Source organism: Janthinobacterium sp. PAMC25594, from assembly GCF_019443505.1.
Lineage (GTDB): Bacteria > Pseudomonadota > Gammaproteobacteria > Burkholderiales > Burkholderiaceae_D > Janthinobacterium.
Map to the genome: position 1 here is coordinate 968,495 of NZ_CP080377.1, position 26,105 is coordinate 994,599.

22 protein-coding genes are annotated in these 26,105 nt (G+C 66.1%); 8 read left to right on the forward strand and 14 right to left on the reverse strand.

The genetic code is table 11. The features are described 5' to 3' along the window. The 3 genes from KY494_RS04165 to KY494_RS04175 all read right to left on the reverse strand — a co-directional run bounded on the left by KY494_RS04165 (window position 1) and on the right by KY494_RS04175 (window position 2,690). Entirely contained in the window at window positions 1-621 is a 621-nt protein-coding gene (locus tag KY494_RS04165) for a ParB-like protein (protein ID WP_219890020.1), read from the reverse strand. A 49-nt stretch (window positions 622-670) separates the two neighbouring features. Next, window positions 671-2,329 carry a SulP family inorganic anion transporter gene (locus tag KY494_RS04170; RefSeq protein WP_219890021.1) on the reverse strand — a complete coding sequence of 553 codons (1,659 nt, stop codon included), beginning with the start codon at window positions 2,327-2,329 and terminating at the stop codon, window positions 671-673. Between the two features lie 64 nt (window positions 2,330-2,393). Then, window positions 2,394-2,690, reverse strand: a complete 297-nt coding sequence (locus KY494_RS04175; protein ID WP_219137115.1) for a hypothetical protein — start codon at window positions 2,688-2,690, stop codon at window positions 2,394-2,396. A 117-nt stretch (window positions 2,691-2,807) separates the two neighbouring features. Between KY494_RS04175 and KY494_RS04180 the strand changes: the two genes are divergently transcribed. The 4 genes from KY494_RS04180 (at window position 2,808) to KY494_RS04195 (ending at window position 6,349) form a co-directional block, all read left to right on the forward strand. Further along, entirely contained in the window at window positions 2,808-3,914 is a 1,107-nt protein-coding gene (locus KY494_RS04180) for an acyl-CoA dehydrogenase (RefSeq protein ID WP_219890022.1), read from the forward strand. 100 nt (window positions 3,915-4,014) lie between these two features. After that, complete coding sequence (locus tag KY494_RS04185; RefSeq protein WP_258194657.1) at window positions 4,015-4,881, forward strand: HDOD domain-containing protein; 867 nt, start codon at window positions 4,015-4,017, stop codon at window positions 4,879-4,881. Window positions 4,882-4,973: 92 nt separating this feature from the next. After that, window positions 4,974-5,405: a hypothetical protein gene (locus tag KY494_RS04190; RefSeq protein WP_099764075.1), complete on the forward strand. Its 432-nt coding sequence runs from the start codon at window positions 4,974-4,976 to the stop codon at window positions 5,403-5,405. Continuing rightward, window positions 5,402-6,349 carry a DUF2145 domain-containing protein gene (locus KY494_RS04195; RefSeq protein WP_258194658.1) on the forward strand — a complete coding sequence of 316 codons (948 nt, stop codon included), beginning with the start codon at window positions 5,402-5,404 and terminating at the stop codon, window positions 6,347-6,349. Before KY494_RS04190 ends, KY494_RS04195 begins: the two co-directional genes overlap by 4 nt. Here the strand turns inward: KY494_RS04195 and KY494_RS04200 are convergent. The 7 genes from KY494_RS04200 to KY494_RS04230 form a co-directional block, all read right to left on the reverse strand. Continuing rightward, complete coding sequence (locus KY494_RS04200) at window positions 6,346-7,635, reverse strand: glycosyltransferase (RefSeq protein ID WP_219890023.1); 1,290 nt, start codon at window positions 7,633-7,635, stop codon at window positions 6,346-6,348. The two genes, KY494_RS04195 and KY494_RS04200, sit on opposite strands and share 4 nt — an antisense overlap. 231 nt (window positions 7,636-7,866) lie before the next feature. Further along, on the reverse strand, window positions 7,867-8,508 hold the full coding sequence (locus tag KY494_RS04205; protein ID WP_219890024.1) for an NAD-dependent dehydratase: 642 nt from the start codon (window positions 8,506-8,508) through the stop codon (window positions 7,867-7,869). Window positions 8,509-8,554: 46 nt separating this feature from the next. Beyond that, complete coding sequence (locus tag KY494_RS04210) at window positions 8,555-9,835, reverse strand: arsenic transporter (protein WP_219890025.1); 1,281 nt, start codon at window positions 9,833-9,835, stop codon at window positions 8,555-8,557. Window positions 9,836-9,968: 133 nt separating this feature from the next. Then, window positions 9,969-12,731 carry a DUF4962 domain-containing protein gene (locus KY494_RS04215; protein ID WP_219890026.1) on the reverse strand — a complete coding sequence of 921 codons (2,763 nt, stop codon included), beginning with the start codon at window positions 12,729-12,731 and terminating at the stop codon, window positions 9,969-9,971. A gap of 166 nt (window positions 12,732-12,897) precedes the next feature. After that, complete coding sequence (locus KY494_RS04220) at window positions 12,898-14,271, reverse strand: efflux transporter outer membrane subunit (protein ID WP_219890027.1); 1,374 nt, start codon at window positions 14,269-14,271, stop codon at window positions 12,898-12,900. After that, window positions 14,271-17,417 carry an efflux RND transporter permease subunit gene (locus tag KY494_RS04225; protein ID WP_219890028.1) on the reverse strand — a complete coding sequence of 1,049 codons (3,147 nt, stop codon included), beginning with the start codon at window positions 17,415-17,417 and terminating at the stop codon, window positions 14,271-14,273. The genes KY494_RS04220 and KY494_RS04225 overlap by 1 nt, the downstream gene beginning before the upstream one ends. Window positions 17,418-17,450: 33 nt before the next feature. Next, window positions 17,451-18,578, reverse strand: a complete 1,128-nt coding sequence (locus KY494_RS04230; RefSeq protein ID WP_219890029.1) for an efflux RND transporter periplasmic adaptor subunit — start codon at window positions 18,576-18,578, stop codon at window positions 17,451-17,453. Between the two features lie 161 nt (window positions 18,579-18,739). On the opposite strand from KY494_RS04230, the gene KY494_RS04235 reads away from it, so the two are divergent. Next, entirely contained in the window at window positions 18,740-19,492 is a 753-nt protein-coding gene (locus KY494_RS04235; RefSeq protein WP_077403452.1) for a response regulator, read from the forward strand. Next, window positions 19,492-20,577 (forward strand): ATP-binding protein, encoded by a 1,086-nt coding sequence (locus KY494_RS04240; protein WP_219890030.1) that lies wholly within the window; start codon window positions 19,492-19,494, stop codon window positions 20,575-20,577. Before KY494_RS04235 ends, KY494_RS04240 begins: the two co-directional genes overlap by 1 nt. Here the strand turns inward: KY494_RS04240 and KY494_RS04245 are convergent. Beyond that, on the reverse strand, window positions 20,574-21,464 hold the full coding sequence (locus tag KY494_RS04245) for a LysR family transcriptional regulator (RefSeq protein ID WP_219890031.1): 891 nt from the start codon (window positions 21,462-21,464) through the stop codon (window positions 20,574-20,576). The genes KY494_RS04240 and KY494_RS04245 overlap by 4 nt on opposite strands. A gap of 115 nt (window positions 21,465-21,579) precedes the next feature. On the opposite strand from KY494_RS04245, the gene KY494_RS04250 reads away from it, so the two are divergent. Beyond that, entirely contained in the window at window positions 21,580-22,578 is a 999-nt protein-coding gene (locus KY494_RS04250) for an aldo/keto reductase (protein WP_219890032.1), read from the forward strand. Window positions 22,579-22,685: 107 nt separating this feature from the next. Then, the gene (locus KY494_RS04255) at window positions 22,686-23,324 is read left to right on the forward strand and encodes an NAD(P)H-dependent oxidoreductase (protein ID WP_219890033.1); all 639 of its coding nucleotides are present in this window, start codon (window positions 22,686-22,688) and stop codon (window positions 23,322-23,324) included. A 56-nt stretch (window positions 23,325-23,380) separates the two neighbouring features. Here KY494_RS04255 and KY494_RS04260 read toward each other — a convergent pair whose 3' ends face one another. The 3 genes from KY494_RS04260 to KY494_RS04270 form a co-directional block, all read right to left on the reverse strand. Then, window positions 23,381-24,688 carry an ATP-binding protein gene (locus KY494_RS04260; RefSeq protein ID WP_219890034.1) on the reverse strand — a complete coding sequence of 436 codons (1,308 nt, stop codon included), beginning with the start codon at window positions 24,686-24,688 and terminating at the stop codon, window positions 23,381-23,383. Then, the gene (locus KY494_RS04265; protein WP_219890035.1) at window positions 24,688-25,350 is read right to left on the reverse strand and encodes a response regulator transcription factor; all 663 of its coding nucleotides are present in this window, start codon (window positions 25,348-25,350) and stop codon (window positions 24,688-24,690) included. Before KY494_RS04265 ends, KY494_RS04260 begins: the two co-directional genes overlap by 1 nt. Window positions 25,351-25,532: 182 nt before the next feature. After that, on the reverse strand, window positions 25,533-25,883 hold the full coding sequence (locus KY494_RS04270; protein ID WP_219890036.1) for a hypothetical protein: 351 nt from the start codon (window positions 25,881-25,883) through the stop codon (window positions 25,533-25,535). Window positions 25,884-26,105: the final 222 nt, after the last annotated feature.

Consider the following 26,105-nt stretch of genomic DNA (forward strand, 5'->3'; position numbering starts at 1 on the left):
TCAGGCGGGCGGCACGATGCCGCTCCAGCCGGGCAGATAGCGCGCCTGCTGGCTGCGCGCCAGCTTATTGGCTTGCGCCAGTGCTTTGGGGAAATTCTTTCGCAGGCTGGCGGGCGCGATGCGGCTGCGCAGGAAATCGGCCCACAGGAATTCGCTGAAGGGCGTCACATCCTTGGCGTAGCCGCCTGCGCTGCGCAATTCGCCGGCCAGGCTGCGGTAGGGATCATCGTGCAAGCCGCTCAGGTGCCGGGGGATGGCGGAAAAATCGCGGCGCAAGCCTTCGCTGTCGTACGGGTGTACCCACTGGTGGTGGTCCATCACATGCCAGAAGTGCAGCGGTTCCAACCATGACAGATCCTTGAGTATCATCAGGCTGACGCTTTTCACGCCTTCCTGGTGCAGCGCCAGGCCGAAATGGTGGTGGTCGACGATGTAGTGGCGTCCTTCCGGGCCGATGATGCTGGGAAACCAGTGATTCGCCAGCGCCGCCGTCCGCGCCTTCCGGCCCAGGCTGGCCCAGTGCGCGCGCTTGAGCGCCACCTCGGCCATGCCGACCGTGATTTGCGTGGGCAGCAGCTTGTTCAGCCTTGCCTTGACCAGTTGCGGTTTCGTGCTTGTCATGCCTTGTCCCTAGATGCCTCGCCTGGCCGCCAGCGTAGCACAGTCACAGCTACTTTTGCGCTGCCGCATCCTCCAGCAGATGCACGGCCTCGGCCACGCTCAATTCACTGAGCAGCAGCGCCGGTCCGGCTTGCACGGCCAGCAGGTCGCCCAGCGCCAGCCGCAGCACCGTGTACGCCGGCTCCTTCAGGCGCGCCAGCGCCAGGGACAGCCCCTGCTGGCGCACGAATGCGGCAAAGTCGCGCAAGGCTTCGACGCTGCTGCCATCGAGGTCGGGCGACTCTTCCAGGCTGAGGATCACCTTGCGCAGCGGACCGGCCCGCTCCTCCAGCATGGCGCGCGCCAGGTGCAGGCTACGCTCGGCATTGACAAAGAACAAGGGTTCATCGAGGCGCAATATCAGCAGCTCCGGCTGCGCTCGCGCCTCGCGATGCAGCGCCAGCTTGACGTAGTCGTGGCTCTCGCCCAGCCGCCCCAGCACGGACATGCCCGGCCGCGACAGGCGGCGCAGCATCAGCAGCAGGCTGATGGCGATGGCCACCAGCAAGCCGTCGAGCACGCCGAACAGCAGCACGCCGGCAATCGCCGCCAGCACCAGCAGGCGGTCGCGGCGCCAGGCAAAGTAGGGCTGCAAGGAAACAGGGTTCAGGGTATGGCTGACGGCGTGGATGACCACGGCGGCCAGCACGGGCACGGGCGTGAGCGCCACCAGCGGCAGCAGGGTCAGCACGATGACGCCCACCACGGCGGCGGCCACCAGCCCCGCCAGGCGCGAGGTGGCGCCGGCCGCCTCGTTGGCCGACGTGGCCGAATAGCCGGCGCCCACCGGCATGGCTTGCAGCAATCCCGCCAGCACGTTGGCCGCGCCCAGCGCCAGCAAGTCGCGCTCGGGCGCCACGGGATCGCCATGCTTCAAGGCAAAACTGCGGATGGCGCCATACGATTCGGCATACAGGATCAGCGCCAGCGCAAACGCCAGTTCGGCCAGGCGCGTCCATTCCTCCTGCGTCAGGCGCGGCAGGACCGGCATGGCCAGGCTGATATCGATGGCGCCCACCAGGGCCACGCCGTGGCGCGACAAGTCGAGCCACTGTCCGGCGGCGATCCCCAGCGCGATGACGATCAGTCCGGCGGGCCAGCGCTGCGCGCGCCGCAGCAGGAACAGCAACAGCAGCGCCGCCACGCAAAGGGCCGCGCCGCGCCAGTTCCACTGTCCCGCCCGCGCCAGCAAGCCGGGCACGAGATGCACGACGGCGCCGCCCGCCTGCACGCCCAGCACGCCGGGCAGCTGCTTGATGATGATGACGATGGCCAGGCCGAAGGAAAAGCCGCGCAACACGGGCTTGGCGATGAATTGCGTGACGCTGCCCAGCCTGGCCACCCAGGCCAGCAGGAAAAACGCACCCGTCAGTATCACCAGCCCCGCCACCAGCATGAGCCGGTGCCCCGCCGTGCCGCCCGGCATGGAAGCCATGGCTGCGGCCAGCACGGCGGCCGACGACGACGTAGCCGAAACGATGGCAAAGCGGCTCGCGCCCAGCGCGCCATAGCAGAGCAAGCCCGCGAACAGGGCCAGGATGCCCGCCTGGGGCGCCAGGTTGCCGATGCTGGCATACGCCACCGCTTCCGGCAGCAGCAGGCCGGCGATCGACAGGCCGGCGCTGACATCCTGCCAGCGCTGCGTTTGCGTCGCAGCCGATGCGCTCATGGCGATGCTCCTGGTGAATGGCACTGGTCCGCGCCATGCTGCGGCAAACCGGCGGCATGCGGGTTCACGGCGCCTTGGAGCGGTCCACTTCCGTCACTTGTCTACCGGCGCGAAAGATGGAATAGATCGCCACGCCGATGCGCTCGTAGGGCACATCCGGCTCCGTCCGCAAGGCAACGCTGGCAATGTTCTTCTCGGACAGCACGGCCAGCATCTCCTCCACCGTGTGGACGCGCTGGCCCGCCACGGTGATGTCTTCCTTGCCTACCGTGACGACCGGTGGCGGTGGCGGCACGCTGGCGCAAGCCGTCAGACACAGCAGCAATGCCGCCGCGCTCCCCGCATTGATGATTTTGCACATATTGTCCCCTTTCCCGCAGCTTACAGGCGCCGGACTGGCGCCGCAACAGGCGCTGACTATGCCCGGCACGCCGCGCCGTGCGAAAATGCCCGCCTTCGCCATTGCCGGACTTTACTCATGCCGCACGCCGCCCTCGCTACCCTCGCCCCCCTTTCCGCACGCGACGCGCGGCGCATCGCGCGCCACGCTCAGGCGGCCGACGCCGCCCGCTTTTTGCATCCGGCCCAGCAAGCCTTGCTGCACCGGCGCGGCTGGCTGACCATGCTGGCGCCGCGCGGCGCGGGCGGCGCCGAGCTCCCTTTGCCGCAGGTGGTGCGCCTGGAAGAAGCCGTGGCCGCCATCGACGGCAGCATGGGCTGGGTGCTGACCCTGTGCGCGGGCGCGGGCTGGTTCGCGGGCTTTCTGGCACCCGACATGGCGCGCGCCATCATCGGCACGCCGCGCGTCTGCCTGGGCGGCAGCGGCGCGGCCACCGGTTATGCCGAGGAAGAAGGCGACGGCTACCGCATCACGGGCAGCTGGGACTACGCCAGCGGCGCGCCCATGGCCACGCACTTCACCCTGAACGCCCGGCTGCGGCGCGATGGCCAGCCCCTGCTCGATGCGCAAGGCCAGCCGCGCATCCGCGCCTTCCTCGTGCCCGCCGCGCTGGTGCAGCTGGCGCCCTCGTGGAACAGCATCGGCATGCGCGCCAGCGCCTCGCACAGCTACCGCATCGACGGCCAGTGGCTTGCCAAGGAACACGGTTTCACCATCGACGCGACCGCCGCGACGGCCGACGGCCCCCTGTACCGCTACCCCTTCTATTCACTGGCCTACGTGACCCTGGCCGCCAACGTGGCCGGCATGGCCGGGCATTTCATGCAACTGGCCGAGGAATGCATGCGCCACCGCCGCCATGCGCGCGCCGGCTTGCCGCTGCTCGACGTGCCGGACGTGGCCGCCATGCTGCAGGGCAAGAAAGACGCATTCACCGCCGCGCGCGCCCGTTTTTACGCCGTGCTGGACGACAGCTGGGCCACGGTGGCTGGCGGCGCGGCGCTGGACGACAACGCCATGCAGGCCGTGCAAGCGAGCTCGCTGGCCCTGGTGGCTGCGGCGCGCTCAGCCGTCGATGGCTTGTACCCGTATTGCGGCCTGTACGCGGCCCGCGAAGACAGCACCATCAACCGCGTGTGGCGCGATTTCCACACGGCCAGCCAGCATGCATTGCTGCTGCCTTGACATTGCCGACCTCGGCAACGCCGCGCAACGGCTTGCACCCCGGGCCGGCGCATGGCTGAAAAGGCTGCCGGACGCCATGCGGGCCGGATTGCCTGATAATATGAGGCCATTGCCATTTCTCGCTCCCCTATCCATGCACGTCAACACGCTCAGCAGCCTGGCGCAACTCCTGTCCAGCGCCGAAACGGAAACCCTGGCCTTTCCCACCAGCATCAATACGGCCCTGCTGCTGCAAAAGGAATTGGCCAATCCCGATTGCCACTCGTCCGACATCAGCCGGCTGCTGCTGTGCGAACCGACCTTGTCGGCGCGCGCCGTGGCGCTGGCCAATTCGGCCCTGTTCTCGCCCGGCCAGGCGCCCGCCATCACCAGCGTGCGCGCCGCCGTCGAGCGGCTGGGGCACCGCAACCTGTATGCGCTGGCGACGGCGGCCGTCATCCGCCAGCTGAATGCGGGCATCCGCGACGAAGCCTTGCGCGCCCGCGCCACCCAGCTGTGGGCGCACACCGTGCACGTGGCGGCGCTGGCGCATGCGCTGGCCAGCACCGTCACGCACACGGATGCCGATACGGCGCTGTTCGCCGGCATCGTGCATGAAGTGGCCGGCTTTTACATGCTGGCCCAGGCCGACAAGACCCCGGGCCTGTACGCCCAGCTGGAAACGCAGATGGCGTCCACGCTGGAAGTGATCGGCCGCGCGCTGATGCGCCAGCTGAATGTGCCGCTGTCCGTGGCCGATGCCGTCAACGCCTTGCCCGGCTCGACCATCATGCTGCCGCCCGAAGGCTTGCGCGACACCCTGCTGCTGGCCAAGGCGCTGGCGCCCGTGCCCTCGCCGCTGCCGCAGGCCAGCGTCACCGTCAGCGCGCCGCTGCAAGCCTACCTGGAGCACGATCCCGTGCTGCAGGTGCTACGCACGCAGCCGTCGCCCGAAGCGAAGGGCCTGATCGAGGTGCTCCTCAGCTGATGGCCGATCTGCTATCATGGCGCAGGCCGGGATGGACCCGGCCCGCTTTCATTGATGTGCACTGGAAAACTGCCTTGACTACCTCCCTACGCATGCTCGGCCTGGCCGCAGCTTTGACCATGGCGTGCAACGCCAACGCCGACAGCTTCGTTTCCTCGGCCTCCAGCGCCGGTTCCCAGTCGAGCGGCAGCATTTCCGATTCGCTCAACGGTTCGAGCAACAGCTCCTCGCGCGACAACAAGGTGGCCAATGGCCCTTACCGCATCATCGACGTGGCCGCCCTGCCGGGCCGCGACGGCATGACGCGTCTGACCATGCAGGCCGACGCCACGGCAACGCCGCTGGTGCTGGACTTGCCGCAAGCGGCGCTCGACAAGCAGCAACTGGCCCAGGGCGACGTGGTGCATGCGCAAAACCGCGCCTACGGCATCGAATTTTCGCGCAACGACACGCGCGCCGCCTTCTTCCTCGTGCTGGCCGACGACTGGTACGGCGAAATGGCCACGCGCCCCGTCAGCCTTTGATCCGTTTTTTCCTGCATCGCCCGGCACTGCTGCTGGGCGTTTGCGCCATCTTCAGCGCTGCCGCAGCCCAGGCAGGCACCTCGCTCGCCTCATCGCGCTTTTGCGACCGCGCGCAGGAACTCACGGCCACGGAACAGGACCGGCTGCTGCGCTTTGCCGCCGTGGTGCGCGAGGAACTGGCCGCCAGCGAAGGCAGCGTGGCCCTGATCAGCCGCTCCGGCCTGGACCTGGCCCGCTTCGGCATCCGCTACTCGCACGCGGCGCTGGCCTGGCGCCACGACAATGACAATGGCTGGTCCGCGCGCCAGCTGTACTACGCCTGTGACGAAGGCCGTCCGCGCATCTTCGACCAGGGCACGGCCGGTTTCGCCATGGGCACGGCAAATCCCGCGCTCGGCTACATCTCTATCGTGAAACTGCCGGCGGAAACCGTGCCGCCCCTGCGCCGCGCCCTGCTCGACCCCGTGCGCGTGCAGCAATTGCTGGCGGGCCGCTACAGCGCCAACGCGTATGCATTCAATTTGAAATACCAGAATTGCAACCAGTGGGTGGTGGAAATGCTGGCCGCCGCCTGGGGCGAGCTGGCCGAAGGCGGCGATTTGCGCGGGCGCGCCCAGGACTGGCTGCGCGCCGCGCCTTACAACCCCGCCGCCGTCGACGTGGGCGCCCGCTGGCTGATGCTGGGATCGATCTTCGTGCCCCTCGTGCACATGGACGACCATCCGCCCGAAGCCATCGGCACAATGCGGCTGGCGGTGAGCCTGCCGGCCAGCCTGGAAACGTTCGCGCGCCAGCGCCTGCCCGCCAGCGAGCGCGTGGAAATCTGCCACGACGGCAAGCAGGTGGTGGTGCACCGGGGCTGGGATGCGATCGCCGACGGCTGCGTGCCCGGCCCGGACGACCGGGTCATCGCCCTCGACGATACACCGCACAACATGCCCTAAGCAGTCCGGGCGGCCAGCGCCGCTTCGGCGTGATCAAGCAGGCTGGCAGGTTCCAGTTCCTGCTGCATCCGGCGGGCCACCTCGCCGCATGCCAGCTGAACCTCGGGAGCGGCCAGCAGGCGCGCCAGCTGCCGCCGCATGCGCCCGGCCGACAAACGCCTGGCCAGCAAGACATCCCCCACGCCGAGCCGTTTGATCCTCCAGCCATTGTCGAACTGGTCGTAGGCGAACGGCACGATCAGCTGCGGGATGCCAGCGCGGAAAGCGTCCGCGCTGGTGCCGATGCCGCCATGGTGCGCGATGGCCGCCACGCGCGGCAGCAGCGCCGCGAACGGCGCGTGCGCCTGCCACATGACGTTCGGGGGCAAATGCTGCGGCACTTGCGGCGCATGGGGCGTGAGGAACACGCCGCGCCGTCCCAGCCGCCGCAACACTTCCAGGGCGATGCTGAAATAGCGCTGCGCGTGCTGGTGGCCGGTACCAGGCGTAAAGACGATGGGCGGCTCGCCCTCGCCCAGAAAGCGTTCCAGCTCCGGCGGCAGCGCCGCAGCGCCATGCGTGGCGGCGCCGGCGAAACCGGCTTGCACGAAATGCGGCGGCCAGTCCGCCTGCGGGGCGGCGAACCAGGCGGGAAACAGCCCCAGCGAGGCATCGGGCGCGGCCAGCATGTGCGCAAAAAAATGCGCTTCGGGCGGCAGTCCGTACTGCGCACGCGCGCCGTTCAGGCCGGGCAGCAGCACCGGGTCGACCATGGCGCGGTGGAGCAGCCGCCACAGGGCCTGGCGCCAGGCCAGCGGCACCCAGGCGGGAATGCGCAGCGAGCCGGCCGCCAGGAAATCATGGCTGCTGCACAGGTTCGATGGCGCCAGATAGGCCGCGACGATGCGCAGGTGCGGGCGTACTGAGCGTGCCAGGGCGGCCATCGGCACGAGGAAGGGGTGGCACAGCACCACGCACTCTTCACCGTCCGGCAAGCCTTGTACCACGTCGCGCACGGCGCCCAGGTGCGGCACGAGGCCGCGCCACACCACGCCCCAGCCCTTGCGCTCATCCCACAGGCCCGGGTCACCCAGCATGGCCTGCCCCTCTTCCTGCGTGCCGAAGGTGCGATACGGCACACCTGAGGCCAGCGCCGCCGCTTCCTGCCAGGCCGGCACCAGCAGCAGCACGCGCCGCCCCCGTTGCCGCAAGCCCTGCGCCAGCGCGACAAACGGCTGTATGTCGCCGCCGGTGCCGTTGCTGGCGACGATGACGAGCGGCTCCGGCGGGTGGCTGTCGTCAGCCATGCCGCCCTCCGTGCCTGGCGATGGCGTGCAGTGCAACATCAGACAAGAACGTAGGGCGCATGGGAATCTTTCCTAGTGAAAACATCCAACGATGGTAAGCGATAAAGGTTGGCATTTCAATCAGTATCTGAGCGCCGCTTGACGCCATGGCTGCCTGCGATCGCTACGCAGGCAGTTGCAACATCATGTCCCACTGGTCGATGCCGGGCCCGAAGCCGTCCGGCGTCACCTTCACGGGATTGAAGCCGAAAGTTGCTCCGAACTGACGACATGCACGCCCGGCGCGCCGGCCAGCGCCGCTTCCAGCAGGGCTTGCGCGATGCGCGGCGCGGGATTGATGCGCCAGCGGCGCGGCAGCACGGGCCCCAGCGCGCGCAGCAGGCGCAAGGCGGCGCCCTCGCCAGCGCGCGCCACGTCGCGCTCGCCGCCGATCAGGCCCGGGCGCACGTAGGTGAGCGATGCAAAACCCAGCGGCTCCAGGTCGCGTTCCAGCTCGCCCTTGACGCGGTTGTAGAAGATGCGCGAGCCGGCGTTGGCGCCGGCGGCCGAATTGAGCGCATACGTGCGCGTGCCCGCCGCCAGCGCCAGACGCGCCACGGCCAGCGGATAATCGTGGTCCACGCGCAAGAACGCCTGCCGCGTGCCGGCCACCTTCATGGTCGTGCCCAGGGTGCAGATGACGGCGTCGGCCTGCCACCACGGTGCATCGGGCGGCAATTGATCGAAATCAACGAGGGGCGCGTGTAGTTTCGCATGGGGCGGCAAGGCCTTGCGCACCGGCGCGACGATGGCCGTGACGCGCGCGTCACTCAGCGCCAGGCGCAGCACTTCGCGGCCCACCAGGCCCGTGGCGCCCACAAGCAATAGTTTCATCATTTCCCAGGAAAAAGTTGCTCACAGTGAGCACCATACACGGAACTCAGGACAAGCGCAGCGCCAGTGCGGCCAGGGTCACCAGCAGCACGGGCACGGTCAGCACGATGCCGACGCGGAAATAGTATCCCCAGGAAATGTGGATATTCTTGCTGTCGAGCACATGCAGCCACAGCAAGGTGGCCAGGCTGCCGATCGGCGTGATCTTCGGCCCCAGGTCGCTGCCGATGACGTTGGCGTAAATCATCGCTTCGCGCACGGCCCCCTGCGCCGTCGTCGGGTCGATGGCCAGCGCGCCCACCAGCACCGTCGGCAAGTTGTTCATCACGGACGACAGCAAGGCCGTCAGCACGCCCGTGCCCATGGCCGCACCCCACACGCCATACTGGGCAAAGTGGTTCAGCATGCCCGTCAGGTACGCCGTCAAGCCCGCGTTGCGCAAGCCGTACACGACCAGATACATGCCCAGTGAAAAGACGACGATATGCCACGGCGCATGACGGATCACATGACGCGTGGAAATCACATGGCCCTTGCCCGCCACACCCAGCAGCAGCGCGGCGCCCACGGCGGCGATCAGGCTGATGGGCACGCCCAGGTGTTCCTGCGAGAAAAAGCCCACCAGCAGCAGCGCCAGCACCAGCCAGCCGGCGCGGAAGGTGGACAAGTCGCGGATGGCGGCGTCCGGGCGCTTCAGTTGCGAGGCATCGTAATCGCGCGGGATATCCTGGCGGAAGAAGAGCAGCAAGACGCCCAGGGTGGCGGCCACGGCGACGACGTTGACGGGCACCATCACGGACGCATACCGGGCAAAGCCGATCTTGAAATAGTCGGCCGAGACGATATTGACCAGATTCGATACCACCAGCGGCAGGCTGGCCGTGTCCGCAATAAAGCCGGCCGCCATCACATAGGCCAGGGTGGCTTTGGCGGAAAATTTCAATGCCCGCAGCATGGCGATGACGATGGGCGTCAATATCAGCGCGGCGCCGTCGTTGGCGAACACGGCGGACACCAGCGCGCCCAGCAAGACCAGCAGCACGAACAGTTTCCTGCCGCTGCCGCCGCCCCAGCGCGCCACGTGCAAGGCGGCCCATTCGAAAAAACCGGCCGCGTCCAGCAGCAGGCTGATGATGATCACGGCGATGAAGGTACCGGTGGCGTTCCACACGATATGCCAGACGACGGGAATGTCGCCCCAGTGGATGACGCCGGCCAGCAAGGCGACACCAGCACCGATGACGGCGCTCCAGCCGATGCCCAGGCCACGCGGCTGCCAGATGACCAGGGTTAATGTGGCGAGAAAGATCAGGAAAGCGGTCAGCATGCGGCGAGGTTCCGGATAAGGCGGCAAGGCGCGCAATCGCGCCTGGGCTGGTGAATGGATGCAATGATTCCATAATACTGGAAATATCAAATAGAATCAAAGCAATGATTCACCTGCCAGGCCGTCGCTGCAGTTACTCGGATAGCTGCACCGCCTTTTTATCGAAGATGAACCAGCTGGTATCGACCTTGACGAGCAGCTTGGTCGGCGACAAATATTCGGCCGTCACGGAAACGGCATTGCAGTCTTCCTTCAAGACGATCAGGCTGGCCAGGGAATTGCTGCGTATATTGGTCTTGTACGCGGTGTGGTATTGCTCAGGTTCGCCTGCCGGCCATGTCAGTTGCGCGTTCTTGGCCACCTTGGACATTTTTTCCGGCGCCGCATACTTTCCGTCATAGCCGTGATAGTTGACGCAGACGCTGACGCCATCGCCCGCATTGACCTTGAATTCACGCGCCCCGATGTCCACCGGCGCCACCAGCGTCTGGTAGTTCATCTGCCAGCGGCGCTTGGTCGCACTCTGCGCCCAATCGTAAATCAGGGCCACGCCTGCCTTGGCGTTATAGGCGACAGTACGCACCGCCCCTTGCAGCAAGGGGGTCCAAGCCCACGTATTTTCGTCGAGGCTGCGGTAAGCGGCCGTGGCGTCCCCGGTGGCAACCGACCAGTCGCTAGTCTCGGCCGCATAAAAATTGATCAGCCTGCCATGTGGCTGCGTATAAAACCGCGGCGCGCCCGGCGCAACGGGGTTTGCCGTCGACTCGGCCTGGCCTATGCCGGCGTTGTTATACCCTGCCCCCGCATCGAACGTCAGCGCATTCTTGTAGCGCGTGGAACGCCTTATCAGCTGCTCCGGCACGCTGCCAAAATCATCATAGATGCCGCCGGAAATGAAAATACTCTTGCCTTTTGACACAAAGGTAAAGGCATTGTTGTCCGCATGGCTATGGTTGATCGCGCCAAGACGGCTGGAACGGAAAAACAGGCTCGAGCGCTGCGGATCGGCCGTATCGGAGTGCATGGCAACCACACCCGCATCCTCGAACAGATACGTGCGCTTCAATGCGGGAAGCACGGCGGGTTCAACGGGCGGCCTGAGTGCTGTCAGGAAATAATGCTGGAAGGGCAAGGCCAGCGACTGGGTCTGCTCAATATGGTCACGGTAATACCATTCGTCGACAGGATTTTGCGATACCTGGGCGAACAGGCGGTAGGAGTCCCAGGCATAGGATGCATAATGTCCCGTGTGGTTGCTACCGTCGCCGAATGCGCTGCGCACCTTGCTCGATCGATCCCGCACCGTGTGCGCATGGAAATTGTCACCAAACTGCCGCAGCGCGGGGATACGGCTGATATCCACGTTGGCCATCAACAGATACGAGGCCATGGCCGGCGCATAGGAGTTGAGCGCGTACCACGCATAACTGACGCTGTTGCCAAACGCGCTGTCCGTGCCGCCGCCCCACGTGCCGGAACTCGTGATCAGCGTTTCCCAGGCGGCGGAGAAACGGTCAAACGGCGCCAGCGGCTTGTTGTTGGCATCGCAGGACTTGTCATATTGCGCGCCCTGTTCAAACGTCACATCGCCGAGCGGTCCCTGACCGACGGCGCCAGCCGACAGCATCAGGGTTTGCACCGCATAGTAGGCGGAGGCCAGGACATGGGAGTCATACGGATTGGCGCGCAAACCTGCCTCCATCTTGTACATCAAGGGATTGAGCCGTGCGTTGATCGCATTGATGAGCACATAGCGGTCCGCCCCGGTCATATTGTAGTAAAGCATGTCCAAGCCTTGCGCCAGGGCGACCATGATCTGCATGTTGGCCTGATCCTGCTGGCATTCGCCGCTCACGCCGTCCGGCGCCCAGCTGGCCAGTTGCAGCAGGCGGGCAATGGCCTGCGCGTGATAGCGCTGGTCGCCCTTGACCAGCGCCGCCACGGCCAGCCGCTCTATTCCCTGCGCCGCCCTGAACGATGCGTCCTCGATAGTGCTTGCCCCCTGGCCGGCGGTGGGCTCTGCAGGCATGACGTATTGTTCATTGGCCAATACCTGCTCCGCCTCGGCCAGATACGTTTCGTAGGAGGCTGCCAGGGGACTTGCCTGCACGGCGGCGTGGATGGCCGACATTTGCATGACTTGGCCATTCGCCGCCAGCGGAATCAGCCGTGGATGCAAACGCTGTCCGATCCTGGCCACGACTTCGGCAGCGGTGGGCAGGTCGGGCAGGTTGTCGACAGCATTGCCATCGAAATGAAAACGCCGGACCTCGCCGGACCTGCTTTGGCCGCCCGGCAGGCGATACTCCACCTGCCACGTGTACAGCCCCGTTTCGTTCAACAACTCGGGAAGAATCAGCGACGTGCGCGTCGTGGTAATGCGCAATGGGCTCTTTCCACTGGGAAAATTGACCGTCAAGACCATTTCTGCGACGTCATAAACATCAGGCCAGACAAACACGGGATTGCGCACTTTCACGGACGTACAGTCGCGCGGCTCGATGCGGGCATACTCATGCTCCACGACAAAATCGGCTTCCTGTACGGGTTTGCAGCCGGCCGCGTACGATTCAGGAATATAGTCCTTGTCCAGCACCACCCCGGCAGACAGTTCGATGGTGCGCGTGGCCGTTTCCGGCTCGCCGGGAGTGCTGGCAGTCAAGGTATGGCGCAGCGTGGAAGCATCGCCAGCGGCATAACTGACGATCTGGCTGTTGCCGCTGACCGGCACGCCATTCAGCGTGACCGTGGCGGCCCCGCTCACCTCCCAGTACAGGCGCACAGGCTGGCCTTCCACCACCTTCAGGTGATCGGCATCGAATGCCAGGATCGTGGGCGCAGCGTGCGCTGCGCCTATGCAAACAGATAACAATAGCGCGACATGGGGCTGACGCATGCAGACTCCTTTTGAATGGTGGACCAGGAAATACACCATCCCGCATCGAATACAGAGGAATAGTGATGCTATTTCAATAATAACACCAAAGCGGTAATACACTTGCTATTTTGAAATCATTCCATGCTCCATACACGTGCCCGATGCATTGCGATGACGAATTCACCTACTCCTCCAGCCCTCCCCCCAGCGCCTTGTACAGGGCCACGGCCGACTTGAACTGGTCGCGCCGCGCGTCGAGCAGGGCTTGCTGCGCCGCATACGACTGGCGCTGCGCGTCGAGCAATTCCAGCCGGCTGTCCTGCCCCGCGTCGTAGCGCAGCTGCGACAGGCGCTGGCGTTGGCGCGCCGCCACCACCACGCGTTCTTGCGCATCGATCTGCTGCGCATATGTGGCGCCGCCGGCCAGGCCGTCGCGCACTTCGCGGAAGGCCGTCTGGATCGCCTGCTCGTATTGCAGCACGGCCACGTCCTTGCGCAGCCGCGACAGCTGCAGTTCCGCGCGCAGCTGGCCGCCCTGGAACAGCGGTTGCGTCACTTGCGGCGCAAACGACCAGCTGCGCGCGCTGCCACGGAACAGGTCGCCGAGTTCCGGACTGGCCAGGCCCAGCGACGCCGTCAGCGACAGACGGGGGAAGAAGGCGGCGCGGGCGGCGCCGATTTCCGCGTTCGCCGCCACCAGCGCATATTCGGCTTGCAAGATATCGGGCCGGCGCGCCAGCAAGTCCGACGGCAAGCCGGGCGGCAGCTGCGTCAGCACGGGCTGACCATCGAGCGGCCGGCCAGCGGGCAAATCGGCCGGCAACGGCGCACCGAGCAGCAATTCCAGGTTGTTGCGCGCCAATAAGCTGGCCCGGACGCGCGCCTGCACGTCCGCTTCCGCCGTCGCCGCCTGCCCTTCCGCTTGCGCCACGTCCAGGCCGCTGCCCTGCTGCGCGCCATGCAGGCGCTGCGTCAGGACCAGCGCCTGGCGCCAGTCAAGCAGGGTTTGCCGCGCCAGCGCCAGCTGTTCCTCGGCCAGCCGCTGCTCCAGGTAGGCGTCGGCCACGCCGCCGATCAGGGCCATGCGCGCGGCGCGCTGGCCCTGCTGCGTGGCCAGGTAGCGGGCAAACGCCGCGTCCGACAGCGAACGCAGGCGGCCGAACAGGTCGATCTCGAATGCGCTCATGGCGATGCCGGCCGTGAACGTGTTTTGAAGCCTGGCATCGGCGCCGCGCTGGCGCACGCCGCCCGCATTCGCGCCGACGGCCGGATAGCGGCCCGCATCCTGGATCTGATACTGGGCCCGCACGGCTTCCACGTTGAGGGACGCCACGCGCAAGTCGCGGTTGTTTTCCAGCGCGATGTCGACCAGGCGCTGCAGGCGTAGGTCGAGCAGCATCTGGCGCCAGCCCAGGTCGGCCGCGGTGTCGGCCGTGGCTGGCGCGAAGGCCTCGCCATAAGCGGCAGGGATGGGCGGCGCCGGCTTGACCAGCGGCGGCGTCAATGAACACGCCGACAGGGCCAGCGCGGCCAGCGGTGTGAGAAAAAATAAACGCATTACGACTCTCCTTCCACCGCTTTAACCGCAGTGTGATTATTGCGTTTCTTGAAGTACGTGCCCATCTTGTCGACGGCGCCCAGCACCACGACAAAGAACACGGGCACGAAAAACACGGCCAGCACGGTGGCGGTGATCATGCCGCCGAACACGCCCGTGCCGATCGCGTGCTGCGTCTCGGCGCTGGCGCCCGTGGCCAGCATCAGCGGCACCACGCCCAGCGCGAACGCCAATGACGTCATCAAAATCGGACGCAAGCGCAAGCGGGCCGCTTCCACCGTCGCCTCGACCAGTCCGCGCCCTTGCGCCTGCAACTGGCGCGCATATTCGACGATCAAAATGGCATTCTTCGCCGACAGGCCGATGATCGTGATCATGCCCACCTTGAAGAACACGTCGTTCGGCATGCCGCGCACCATCACGGCCAGCACGGCGCCCAACAGGCCCAAAGGCACCACCAGCATCACGGAGACGGGGATCGACCAGCTTTCATACAAGGCCGCCAGCACGAGGAAGACCACCAGCATCGACAGCGCCATCAGCATCGGCGCTTGCGACGCTGATTCCTTCTCTTGCAGCGACTGTCCCGTCCACGCCAGCGCGAAGCCCGGCGGCAGCTGTTTCACGAGCCGCTCCATTTCCAGCATGGCGTCGCCGCTGGATACGCCGGGCGCGGCGCTGCCGGAAATGCGCGCCGCCGGATAGCCCTGGTAGCGCACCAGTTGCAGCGGCGACTCGCTCCACACGGGGCGCACCAGCTCACCCAGGGCCACCATGCCGCCCGCGTTATTGCGAATGCGCAAGGCCAGCACGTCGTTGAGCTGCATGCGCGACGGCGCGTCGGCCTGGATGATCACCTGCTGCATGCGGCCCGCGTTCGGGAAATCGTTGACATAGGTCGAGCCCATGGCCGCCGTCAGCATGTCGGCAATCGCTGTAAATGACACGCCCAATGCCTCGGCCTTGGTGCGGTCGATATCGAGGCGCACGCTGGCGCCGGGCGGCAAGCCGTCCGGATACACGCCCGCCACCTTGCCGCTTTGCGCGGCCAGTCCCAGCAACTGGTTCTGCGCCGCCTGCAGGGCGTTGACACCCTGGCTGGCGCGGTCTTGCAGGCGCATCGAAAAGCCGGACGAGTTGCCCAGTTCATCGATGGCGGGCGGCATCAGGCTCATGATCACGCCCTCCTTCGCCTGCGACATGGCGGCCTGCGCCAGCGCCACTTCTTCCTGCGCCGTGGCGCCGTTGCGCTGTTTCCAGTCCTTCAGCATGGTGAAGGCCAGGCCCGCGTTCGGTCCCGCGCCGGAAAAGCTGAAGCCGAGGATCGACTGGTTCACCTCAATGCCGGGCCGCGTGGCCACGTGCTGCTCGTACAATTTGACGACATCGAGCGTGCGCTCCATGGTGGCGTCCGATGGCAACTGGATCGAGGTAATGAAATAGCCCTGGTCTTCTTCCGGCAAAAAGGCCGACGGCAGCTGCATGAAGGCCACGCCCAGCACCGCGACGATGGCGCCATACACCACCATTGAACGGCCGGCGCGTTTCAGCATCGCCACCACGCCCTGTTCATAGCGGGCCGTCATGCGGTCAAACTGGCGGTCGAACCACAGGAAGAAGCCCTTCTTGTCATGATCGTGCGGACCAATCGGTTTCAACATGGTGGCGCACAGTGCCGGCGTCAGGGTGAGTGCCAAAAACGCCGAGAACAAAATCGACACGGCCATCGCCAGGGTGAACTGGCGGTAGATGGCGCCCACGGAACCGCTGGCCAGCGCCATCGGGATGAACACGGCCGTCAGCACCAGCGTGATGCCCACGACCGCCCCCGTGATTTCGCGCATGGCTTTCGACGTCGCTTCCTTCGGCGACAGGCCTTCGGTGGCCATCAGGCGCTCGACGGCTTCCACCACGACGATGGCGTCATCGACGATGATGCCGATGGCCAGCACCATGCCGAACATGGTCAGCACGTTGATGGAATAGCCGGCCAGCAGCATCACGGTAAAAGTGCCCATCAGGGCGATCGGCGCGACGATGGCGGGAATCAGGGTGTAGCGTATCTTTTGCAGGAACAGATACATGACGAGGAAGACCAGCACCATCGCCTCCAGCAGCGTGACAATCACCTTTTCAATCGAGATTTTCACGAACGGCGCCGTATCGAACGGCACCGAATACTTGATCCCGGCCGGCATGGTATGGGCCAGTTCGGCCATGCGCGCGCGCACGGCGGCGGCCGTCTGCACGGCGTTGGCGCCCGGCGACAGCATGATGGCGGCACCCGACGCGGCTTGCCCGTTTTCGCGGATGCTGAAATTGAAGCTTTGCGCGCCCAGCGCCACTTTCGCCACGTCGCCGATGGTCACTTTCGAGCCATCCGCATTCGCCCGTAGCACGATGGCGGCAAATTCGGCCGGGGTTTGCAGCTGGCCCTGCACCGTCAGCGGAATCGTCACGCGCTGGCCATGCACGGCGGGCGAATCGCCGAGGCGGCCCGGCGCGATCTGCGCATTCTGCTGCGCGATGGCGGCCGTCAGCTCGCCCATGGCGATGTTGTACGACACCAGCTTGGCCGGATCGACCCAGATGCGCATGGCCCGCTCGGAGCCGAACAGCTGCACCTTGCCCACGCCGGGAATGCGGCGCAGTTCTTCCGTCACGTTGCGCGCCAGGTAGTCGCCCAGCGCCACTTCGTCATGCTGGCCAGTCTCGGAAATCAGGCTGACGATCATCAGGAAACCGGACGATGCCGATTCCACCGTCAAGCCATTTTGCCGCACAGCCTGCGGCAGGCGCGGTTCGATGGCTTTCAGGCGGTTTTGCACGTCCACCTGCGCCATTTCCGGATCCGTGCCGGGCTGGAAGGTGACGCTGATCGAGGCCGAACCCGAGGTATCGGTGGACGACTCGAAATACAGCAGGTGCTTGACGCCCGACAGTTCGCGTTCGATCAGGCCCACCACGGAATCGTTCATGGTTTGCGGCGTGGCGCCAGGATAGTTGGCGCTGATGCTGACGCTGGGCGGCGCCACGGAAGGGAAGCGCGCAATCGGCAATTGCGGTATGGCGATCAGTCCGAACAGGACGATGAAGACCGCCACCACCCACGCAAAGACGGGGCGGTTGATGAAAAATTGAGGCATGTCGTTAAGCTTTCATTGTATTCAAAGTGTGCATCAACGGGCCTTGGCGGCAGCCGCCGTTGCCACGACAGTCGGCTTCCATGGCTGCGGCGCGGCGGTGGCGCCCGGCTGCAGGCGTTCCTGGCCTTCGATGACGACGGTGTCGCCCGCCTTCAGGCCACCGTTGACCACATACTGATGGTCAACCACGTCGCCCACGGTAATCGGTTTCAGGCTGGCTTTGTTCGTGCCGTCCAGCACCCAGGCCTGCGCCTGGCCGCCGCTGTTGTGCAAGACGGCTTGCTGCGGCACGAGCACGCCATGCGCCTGCACGGCGCGGGCGATGCGGGCGCGCACGAACATGCCCGGCAGCAGCTGGCGCTGCGGGTTATCGACCAGCATGCGGATGACGGCGTCGCCCGTGCCCGCATCGACGCTGATGCCCGAGAACAGGATGCGCCCCGTGACGGGATGCGGCTGGCCGTCGGCGCCTAAAATGGTCACGGGCAGCTTATCCGCGCCACCAGTACCCGAGGCTTGCAGCGCGGCCAGCGCGGCGGCCGGCTGGCGCACGTCGACATACACCTTGTCGATCTGCTGGATGCGCGCCATCGGCGTGGCGTCCGCCAGGCCCACGAGCGCGCCTTCCGTCACCAGTTCGGAGCCGATGCGCCCGGCAATCGGTGCCTCGATGCTGGCAAAGGCCAGGTCCAGGCGGCGCCGTGCCAGGCTGGCGCGCGCCTGCGCCACGGTGGCCACGGCCTGCTCGCGCTGGGCCACGGCATCGTCATATGCCTGGCGGCTGATGGCATCCGCTTCCACCAGCGGTTTCAGGCGCTCCGCCTGGCTGCTGGCGCGATTCGCCGTGGCCACCGCGTGCTGCAGGGCGGCGGCGGCCGAATCGACGTCCGCCTGGAATGGCGCGGGGTTCAGCTGGAACAGCTTCTGCCCCGCTGTCACGTCGGCGCCCTGCTCGAACTGGCGGCGCAGCACGATGCCGCCCACCTGCGGGCGGATATCGGCCATACGGAAGGCCGCCACCCGGCCCGGCAATTCGTCGCTCAGGACGACGGGCGCCGCCTGCAGCTTGAGCACCGTCACGGAAGCCGGTGGCGTGGCCGCTTCCTCCGGCGCAGGTTTGGAACAGGCGGCAAGGCTGAGCAGTGCCGCGGCGATCAACATGTTTTTCCTGGTGAGGTACTTGACTGGCATGACTCTCTCTATGGCGGATCCCAACCGGCGGTCCGGTCGACAGATACGCGCAGCATAAAAGCCTTGCGTGGATATTCTGTCAAAGAAATGTGGAGATTCGATGGAGAGAAAGAAGAATGCTAGACTCCTGCATGAACTATCATCACAGCGCCAGCCAGCCCTCTTTCCTTGCCACCACGCCGCCTTCCGCCCTCGTCCTGATCGCCGAAGATGAACCGCAAATCGCCCGCATCCTCGCCGGTTACCTGGAGCGCGACGGCTACCGCACGGCCTTCGCCCTCGATGGCCAGGAAGCGCTGCAGCAGCACCTGGCGCTGGCGCCGGACCTGCTGCTGCTCGACGTGCAAATGCCCAGAGTCGATGGCTGGGGCGTGCTGGCGGAAGTGCGGCGGCGCGGCGAGACGCCCGTCATCATGCTCACGGCGCGCGACCAGGATGCCGATAAACTGGCCGCGCTGCGCGTGGGCGCCGACGACTACATCATCAAGCCCTTCAATCCGGCCGAAGTGGTGGCCCGCGTGGCCGCCGTGCTGCGCCGCTCGCGCGTGCGCCACCATCCGGTGGGCGGCCAGCGCCTGCGCTGCGGTCCCATCGACATCGACCAGGAAACGTATGTGGCCAGCGTGCTGCAGGATGGCATGGCCCAGCCTCTCATGCTCAGCCTGACGTTGACGGAGTTTCGCCTGCTGGCGCATCTGGCGCGCACGCCGCGCCGCGTCTGCAGCCGCCTGGAGTTGCTGGAGTCGTGCATGCCCGAGAGCAATTCGATGGAACGCACGGTGGACAGCCACGTCAGCAAGCTGCGCAAGAAGCTCGAGGAAGCGGGCGTGATGAACATGCCGGCCAGCCTGCGCGGCGTGGGCTACCGGCTGGAAAGCGACTGATGCGCTTCACGGGCCTGAACCGGCAGATCGTGCTGTCGATGTCCGTGCTGATGGTCAGCAGCATCCTGATCATCTGGATGGGCTCATGGATCTTCTTTGCCGTCGCCTTCAAGATCGATCCCGACATGCTGTCCGAGCCGGACGACTGGTCGCCCAGCACCGTCGAGTGGCTGTGGATCTTCGCCATCACCATCTTCGGCTTGCTGCTGGCGGCCTTTTTCGCCATCAAGCTGGCCGCGCGCATCCTGAAACCGATCAATTCCGTGATGGACAGCGTGCGCCGCGTGGCCCATGGCGACCTGTCCGCGCGCGCCTTCGCGGGCGACCGCAGCCTGGGAGAGACGGCCATGCTGGTCGATGACTTCAACAGCATGGCCGAGCGCCTGCAGCGGGGCGCCAAGGAAAGCGAAACGTGGAATGCGGCCATCGCGCACGAACTGCGCACGCCCGTGACCATCCTGCGTGGCACCTTGCAAGGCGTCGTCGATGGCGTCTTCAAGCCCGAGGAAGTGCCGTTTTCCAGCCTGCTGGCGCAAGTGGAAGACCTTGGCCGCCTGATCGAGGACTTGCGCACCCTGAGCCTGGCCGACAGCGGCCACATGCAACTGCGCATGGCGTGGACGGACCTGACCCTGGAAATCGAGGAAGTGGGCCGCCTGCTGGCGCAGGAGATGGAAGCGGCCGGCTTTACGCTGCAGCTGCACCTGTCCGACCACCCCGTCTGCTGCGATGCGGCGCGCATCCGGCAAATCGTGCTGGCCCTGCTCGACAACGCGCGCCGCTATGCGCATCCGGGCCTGCTGCGCGTGCGCACCCGCGTGCAGGCGGGCCAGTACTACCTGAGCGTCGAGGATACGGGTCCCGGCATTGCCGAGGAACTGGCGCCGCACGTGTTCGAGGCGTTCCGCCGCGGCGACAGCGACGGCGGCGACCCGCACGCGGGCAGCGGCCTGGGGCTGGCCGTGGTGGAAGCCATCGCGCGCGCGCATGGCGGCAGCGCGACGTGCACGCGCGGCAAGGCGGGCGGCAGCGTGTTTACCGTCAAGTGGCCGGTCGAGCACGGCGCGCCGCCGGCCGCTGCCTAAGCAGGACCGTCGGCGCGCAGCATGTCGACAAAGGCGCGCAGCATGGGCGGCATCTGCCGCCGGCTCGGGTAGTACAGGAAGTAGCGGGACGGCGGCGGCAGGCAGCGCTGCAGCACGCACGCCAGCCGCCCCGCCGCGATGTCGGCGCGCGCATCGGCTTCATACACATACGCCAGCCCCGCGCCGTCGCGGGCCGCGCGCAGCATCAGTGCATCGTCGTCGAATACCAGCGGGCCGTTGACGGCGATGCTGACGGCTTCCCCCTCATGCTCGAACTCCCACGCATACTGGCGCCCGCTGGGAAAACGCCGGCCCATGCAGGCATGCTCCAGCAAGTCGCGCGGCGTGGCTGGCGCGCCATGCGCCGCCAGGTAGGCGGGCGACGCCACCACCACGAACGGTTGCGGCGCACCCACGGGCACGGCGATCATGTCGGCCGCCACCTGCTCGCCGAAGCGGATGCCCGCGTCAAAACCGTCGCGCACGATATCGATCATGCCGTCATCGGTGACCACTTCCACCTGCACGCGCGGATAGCGTGCGACAAAACAGGCCAGCATGGGCGCGAGCAGCCGCCGCGCGGCCGGACGGGGCACGTTCAGGCGCAGCTTGCCTGCGGGCACATCCTGCAAGGCGCTCAAGTCCAGCAAGGCATCGTCAATTTCGCGCATGGCCGGCGTGAGGCGCGCCAATAGCTGCCGCCCCGCCTCGGTCGGCGTGACGCTGCGCGTGGTGCGGTTCAGCAGGCGCACGCCCAGGCGCTCTTCCAGCGCGCGCAATGCGTGGCTGAGGGCGCTGGCGGACACGCCCCGCTCGAGGGCCGCCTGGCGAAAGCTGCGCAGGCGGGCGACAGCGGCAAAGGCCGTCAATTCGTTGAGGTCAGCCATTGTCGAGGAAAAAATTCATGAACAAAATTCAGTAATACATGCAGGATTGGCTATCTTATCGCATGCTGTTGCTTCACCCATACTCCTTGCATCTTTTTTGGACGAGGAGTTAAAAATGGAACACAGAACACTGGGCAACTCCGGCTTGCGCGTCGCCCCCATCGGCCTGGGCTGCATGGGCATGAGCTTTGCCTACGGCGGCGCCGACGAAGCCGCCTCGCTGCGCGTGCTGCACCGTGCCGTGGAACTGGGCGTCACCCTGATCGACACGGCCGAAGTCTACGGCCCCTACGCCAACGAGGACTTAGTAGGCCGCGCCCTGAAAGAACTGCGCGGCAAAGTCAGCATCGCCACCAAGTTCGGCTTCAAGATCTTGCCGCACGGCCAGGGTGTGGAACGCATGGCGGGCGTGGACAGCCGCCCGGAGCACATCGTGCAAGCCGTGGAAGCATCGCTGTCCAGGCTCGGCATCGAGTGCATCGACCTGCTGTACCAGCACCGCGTGGACCCCGCCGTGCCCATCGAAGACGTCGTCGGCGCCATGGCCGAACTGGTGCGGGCGGGCAAGGTGCGCCACCTGGGGCTGTCGGAAGTGTCGGCCGCCACCCTGCGCCGCGCCCACGCCGTGCATCCGATTGCGGCCGTGCAGTCCGAATACGCGCTGTGGAGCCGCGACGTGGAAGCGGACGTGCTGCCCGCCTGCCGCGCGCTCGGCATCGGTTTCGTGCCCTACAGCCCGCTGGGCCGGGGCTTCCTGACGGGCCAGTTGCCTTCCAGCGCCACACTGGCGCCAGACGACTACCGCCACAGCCTGCCCCGCTTCCAGCCGATGGCGATGGCGGCCAACGCGACCATGGTGGCCGAACTGCGGCGCCTGGCGGCGGCGCGCGGCGCCACGGCGGCCCAGCTGGCCCTGGCCTGGCTGCTGGCGCAAGGCGACGACATCGTGCCGATACCCGGCGCCCGCAGCGTGGCGCACCTGGAAGAGAACGTCGCCGCCGCGCAGATCGAATTGAGCGGCGCCGAGCTGGCCGCCATCGGCGCCGCCATCGCGCCCGCCAGCGTGCAGGGCGCGCGCTACCCGGAGGTGGAGCTGGCCATGGTGGGGCTGTAAAGGGCAGCGACAGCTCATCTATACAACTCTCTTTGCGGCACCGCACTTGAAATGGCTGAATCCGCTATCATTTCCAATCTGAACTATTCACTCTGAAAGGGATTCACATGTCCGATTTGCTCGAAACACTGCAATGGCGTTACGCCACCAAGAAAATGGACCCGACGAAAACGGTGCCGCAAGACAAGGTCGAGCGCATCCTGGAAGCCGTGCGCCTGACGGCCAGCTCCAGCGGGCTGCACCCGTATGAAGTGTTCGTCGTGACGAATCCGGCCCTGCGCGAGCAGATCAAGCCGCACGCGTGGAACCAGTCGCAAGTGACGGACGCCTCGCATCTGCTGGTGTTTGCCGCCTGGGACAATTACACGGTGGAACGCATCAACGCGCGCTTTGACCTGGTCAACACCGTGCGCGGCTTCAAGAATGAAGGCTGGGAAGCGTACCGCCAGCAGATCCTCGCCACGTATCCGCAGCGCGATGCGGAAACCAACTACCAGCACGCGGCGCGCCAGGCGTATATCGGCGTGGGCACGGCCCTGATCGCCGCCGCGCAGGAAAAAGTCGATTCGACGCCGATGGAAGGTTTTGATCCGGCCAAGGTCGACGAAATCCTGGGCTTGCGCGAAAAAGGCCTGCGTTCCGTCGTCATGCTGCCGCTCGGCTACCGCGCCGACGAGGGCGACTGGCTGGTGGACCTGAAAAAAGTGCGCCCTGCGCGCGAGCAGTTCATCACCGAGCTGGCGTAAGCGCCTCGCCAGCGATTGAAAAGCGGATGCCCTCGCCGGCAGCCGCTTTTTTTCGTTCAGGCCGCTTGCGGGAAGCGCACCGTCACCTGCAGTCCCCGTCCCGCCGCCCCATCGGCAAGCGCGATATCGGCCCGGTGGTGCTCGGCGATGTGGCGCACGATGGACAGGCCCAGGCCGCAGCCCCAGGCGTCGTTGCCGTCGGGGCGGAAGAAGCGGTCGAACAGCCGTGCATGGTGCTGGCGCGGCACGCCGGGACCGTTGTCGGATACGCGCAGCAGGGGCCGGCCCTCTTCCAGCGCAGCCTGCAAATCGACCCTGCCGCCGCGCTGGGTGTAGCGCAAGGCGTTGTCGATCAGGTTATTCAGCAACACTTGCAAGCCATCGGGATCGGCCTGCACCAGCACCGGGGCCGGCACGGTTTCCAGCACGCCCAGATCGATGGCGCGGCTGTCGGCCAGCGCGCTGTGGTCGGCCACGGCCGCTTCCAGCAACTGTCCCAGATCAACAGTTTGCAGCTGGCTGGCCGTCAGCGCCGTTTCATGGCGCGCCAGGCTGAGTAATTGCCGTACCAGGTGCGTGCTGCGGTCCAGCCTTTCGTGCAGCCGCGCCAGCGCCACGCGGCGTTCTTCCTCGCTGCCGGCCCGCTCGGCCACCTGCAGCTGCAGTTTCAGCGCCGTCAGCGGCGAACGTAATTCATGCGCGGCATCGGCGACAAAGGTGCGCTGCGCCGTCAGCGCCGCCTCGAACTGCCCCATCAGGCCATTCAGCGCCAGCGCCACGGGCCGCAGTTCGGGCGGCATGTCGTCGGCCGCCAAGGGCGTGAGCGTATCCGGCGAACGGCCCGCCACCGATTCGGCCAGCCGGTGCAGCGGCGCCAGCGCGCGCCCCACGACGGCGACGATCAGCAGTGCCAGCAGCAGCGCGAACGCCAGCAAGGGCGCGCCGGCGCGCATGGTCATTTGCCAGGCCAGCTGGTCGCGCACGGCCTGCGCCTGCGCCACCTGCACGTAACGGCCGCGCCGCGTCTCGCCGTACAGGCGCCAGTCTTCGCCGCGCAAGGTGACATCGGCAAAGCCGGCCAGCGCATAGCGCGGCAGTGCCGGCTGATCCGGCAAGACGGGCAAGGGCTGCCCCTCTTCGTCCCACGCCTGCAGCACGAACGCTTCTTCCGGCTCTTGCGCAGCCGGCGAGCCCGTCTGCGGCTCGAACTCGTCGGGCAAGGCCACTGCCAGCTGGCGCAGCTGCAAATCGGCCAGCTCATTGGCTTCTTCCAGCAGCGAGCGGAACAGCGAAATGCCGGCGCCGAGCACGCACAGCAAGGTGGCGGCCAGCAAACCCAGCAGCAACTGGCGGCGGATGGTCATCAAGTTGCCACCCGCATCTTGTAGCCCACGCCGCGCACGGTCTGGATGCTGTCCGCGCCCAGCTTCTTGCGCAGCTGGTAGACGTAGACGTCGACGGTATTGCTTTCCACTTCGCTATCCCAGCCGTACAGTTTTTCGCCAAGTTGCCGTTTCGACACCACCTTGCCCGGATGGTCGAGCAAGGCACGCAGCACGGAAAACTCGCGCGGAGGCAACTTGATCAGCTCTCCCTCGAACGTGACGTCGTGGCTGGCCAGGTCCAGGATCAGCGCGCCATGCTCGATGACGGAGCGCGAACGGCTGACCCGGCGCCGCAGCAACGCGCGGATGCGCGCCAGCAGCTCGTCGAGGTCGAACGGTTTCACCAGATAGTCGTCGGCGCCGCTGTCGAGCCCTGCCACGCGGGCCGGCGTGCCGTCGCGCGCCGTGATGATCAGCACGGGCAGCTCGGCGCCCCGCGCGCGCATGGTGCGCAGCACGTCCATGCCCTCCTTGCCCGGCAAGCCCAGGTCCAGCAGCATCAAATCGTAGGCGAAGCCGGCCAGCGCCAGCTCCGCATCGTGGCCGTCGCGTACCCAGTCCACGGCATAGCACTCGCCGCGCAAGCCCTCGACCAGGCTTTCCCCGATCATCGGATCGTCTTCCACCAGCAACACGCGCACCTGGGCCTCTCACAGTCTTGAAATGCCGTCATCTTACTCTCGTACGCGGTGCCCCATCGCTGCACCGGCCCGGCCGGATGCCAGCAAAGTTCCGAACAGCTGATCGCCAAGGGCGGCACCCTGGCCGTCGACGTGTGAGCAGCGCCAGGGTCGGCGCTGTAGCTGGCGCCGCAGGCAAGGTCTTACCGATCCTGGTTGCAGTTCAAGGTCACGTCCCCTTCAGTGGCCGTGGCCGAGTGCGCATCGACAGGCTGCGTGGTCACGACGGGCGTGGCGTTGACGTACCAGTCGCTGTCGAACTGGCTGTAGGGATTGGTCTTGGTGAGCGCGTCGCCATGGCTGCGCACGTCGAGCGGGATTTGATGGTCGTAGACGAACGCTTCGATGGGGCCAGGCACGCCCTTCAATACTTGCCAAGCAGGAATCTGGTAATTGCTCTGCGGGTTCTGCGGCTTCAGGAACACCAGCTCGGTCTTGTCTCGCATCTCGTCCGACTCCACGTTGTAGCTGATGTTAATTTGCGTATTCATCATTTGCTCCCTGCTGTGGCTCTGCCCGGACTCAAGAAAAACAGCGCCGGACGACGAGTCCGTGATTTCCTCTGGCGCTGGTCATCACTACGAACGATGCGGCGGCGCTCGCCTGGCACTGGCAGGATCAGGAGCAAGCTGCAAAATTGATTTTGGGCAAGTAAATTTCCCAATTACAATTATATGGAATTGCATGTCTTATAAATCCCTCCAAAAGTAACGATG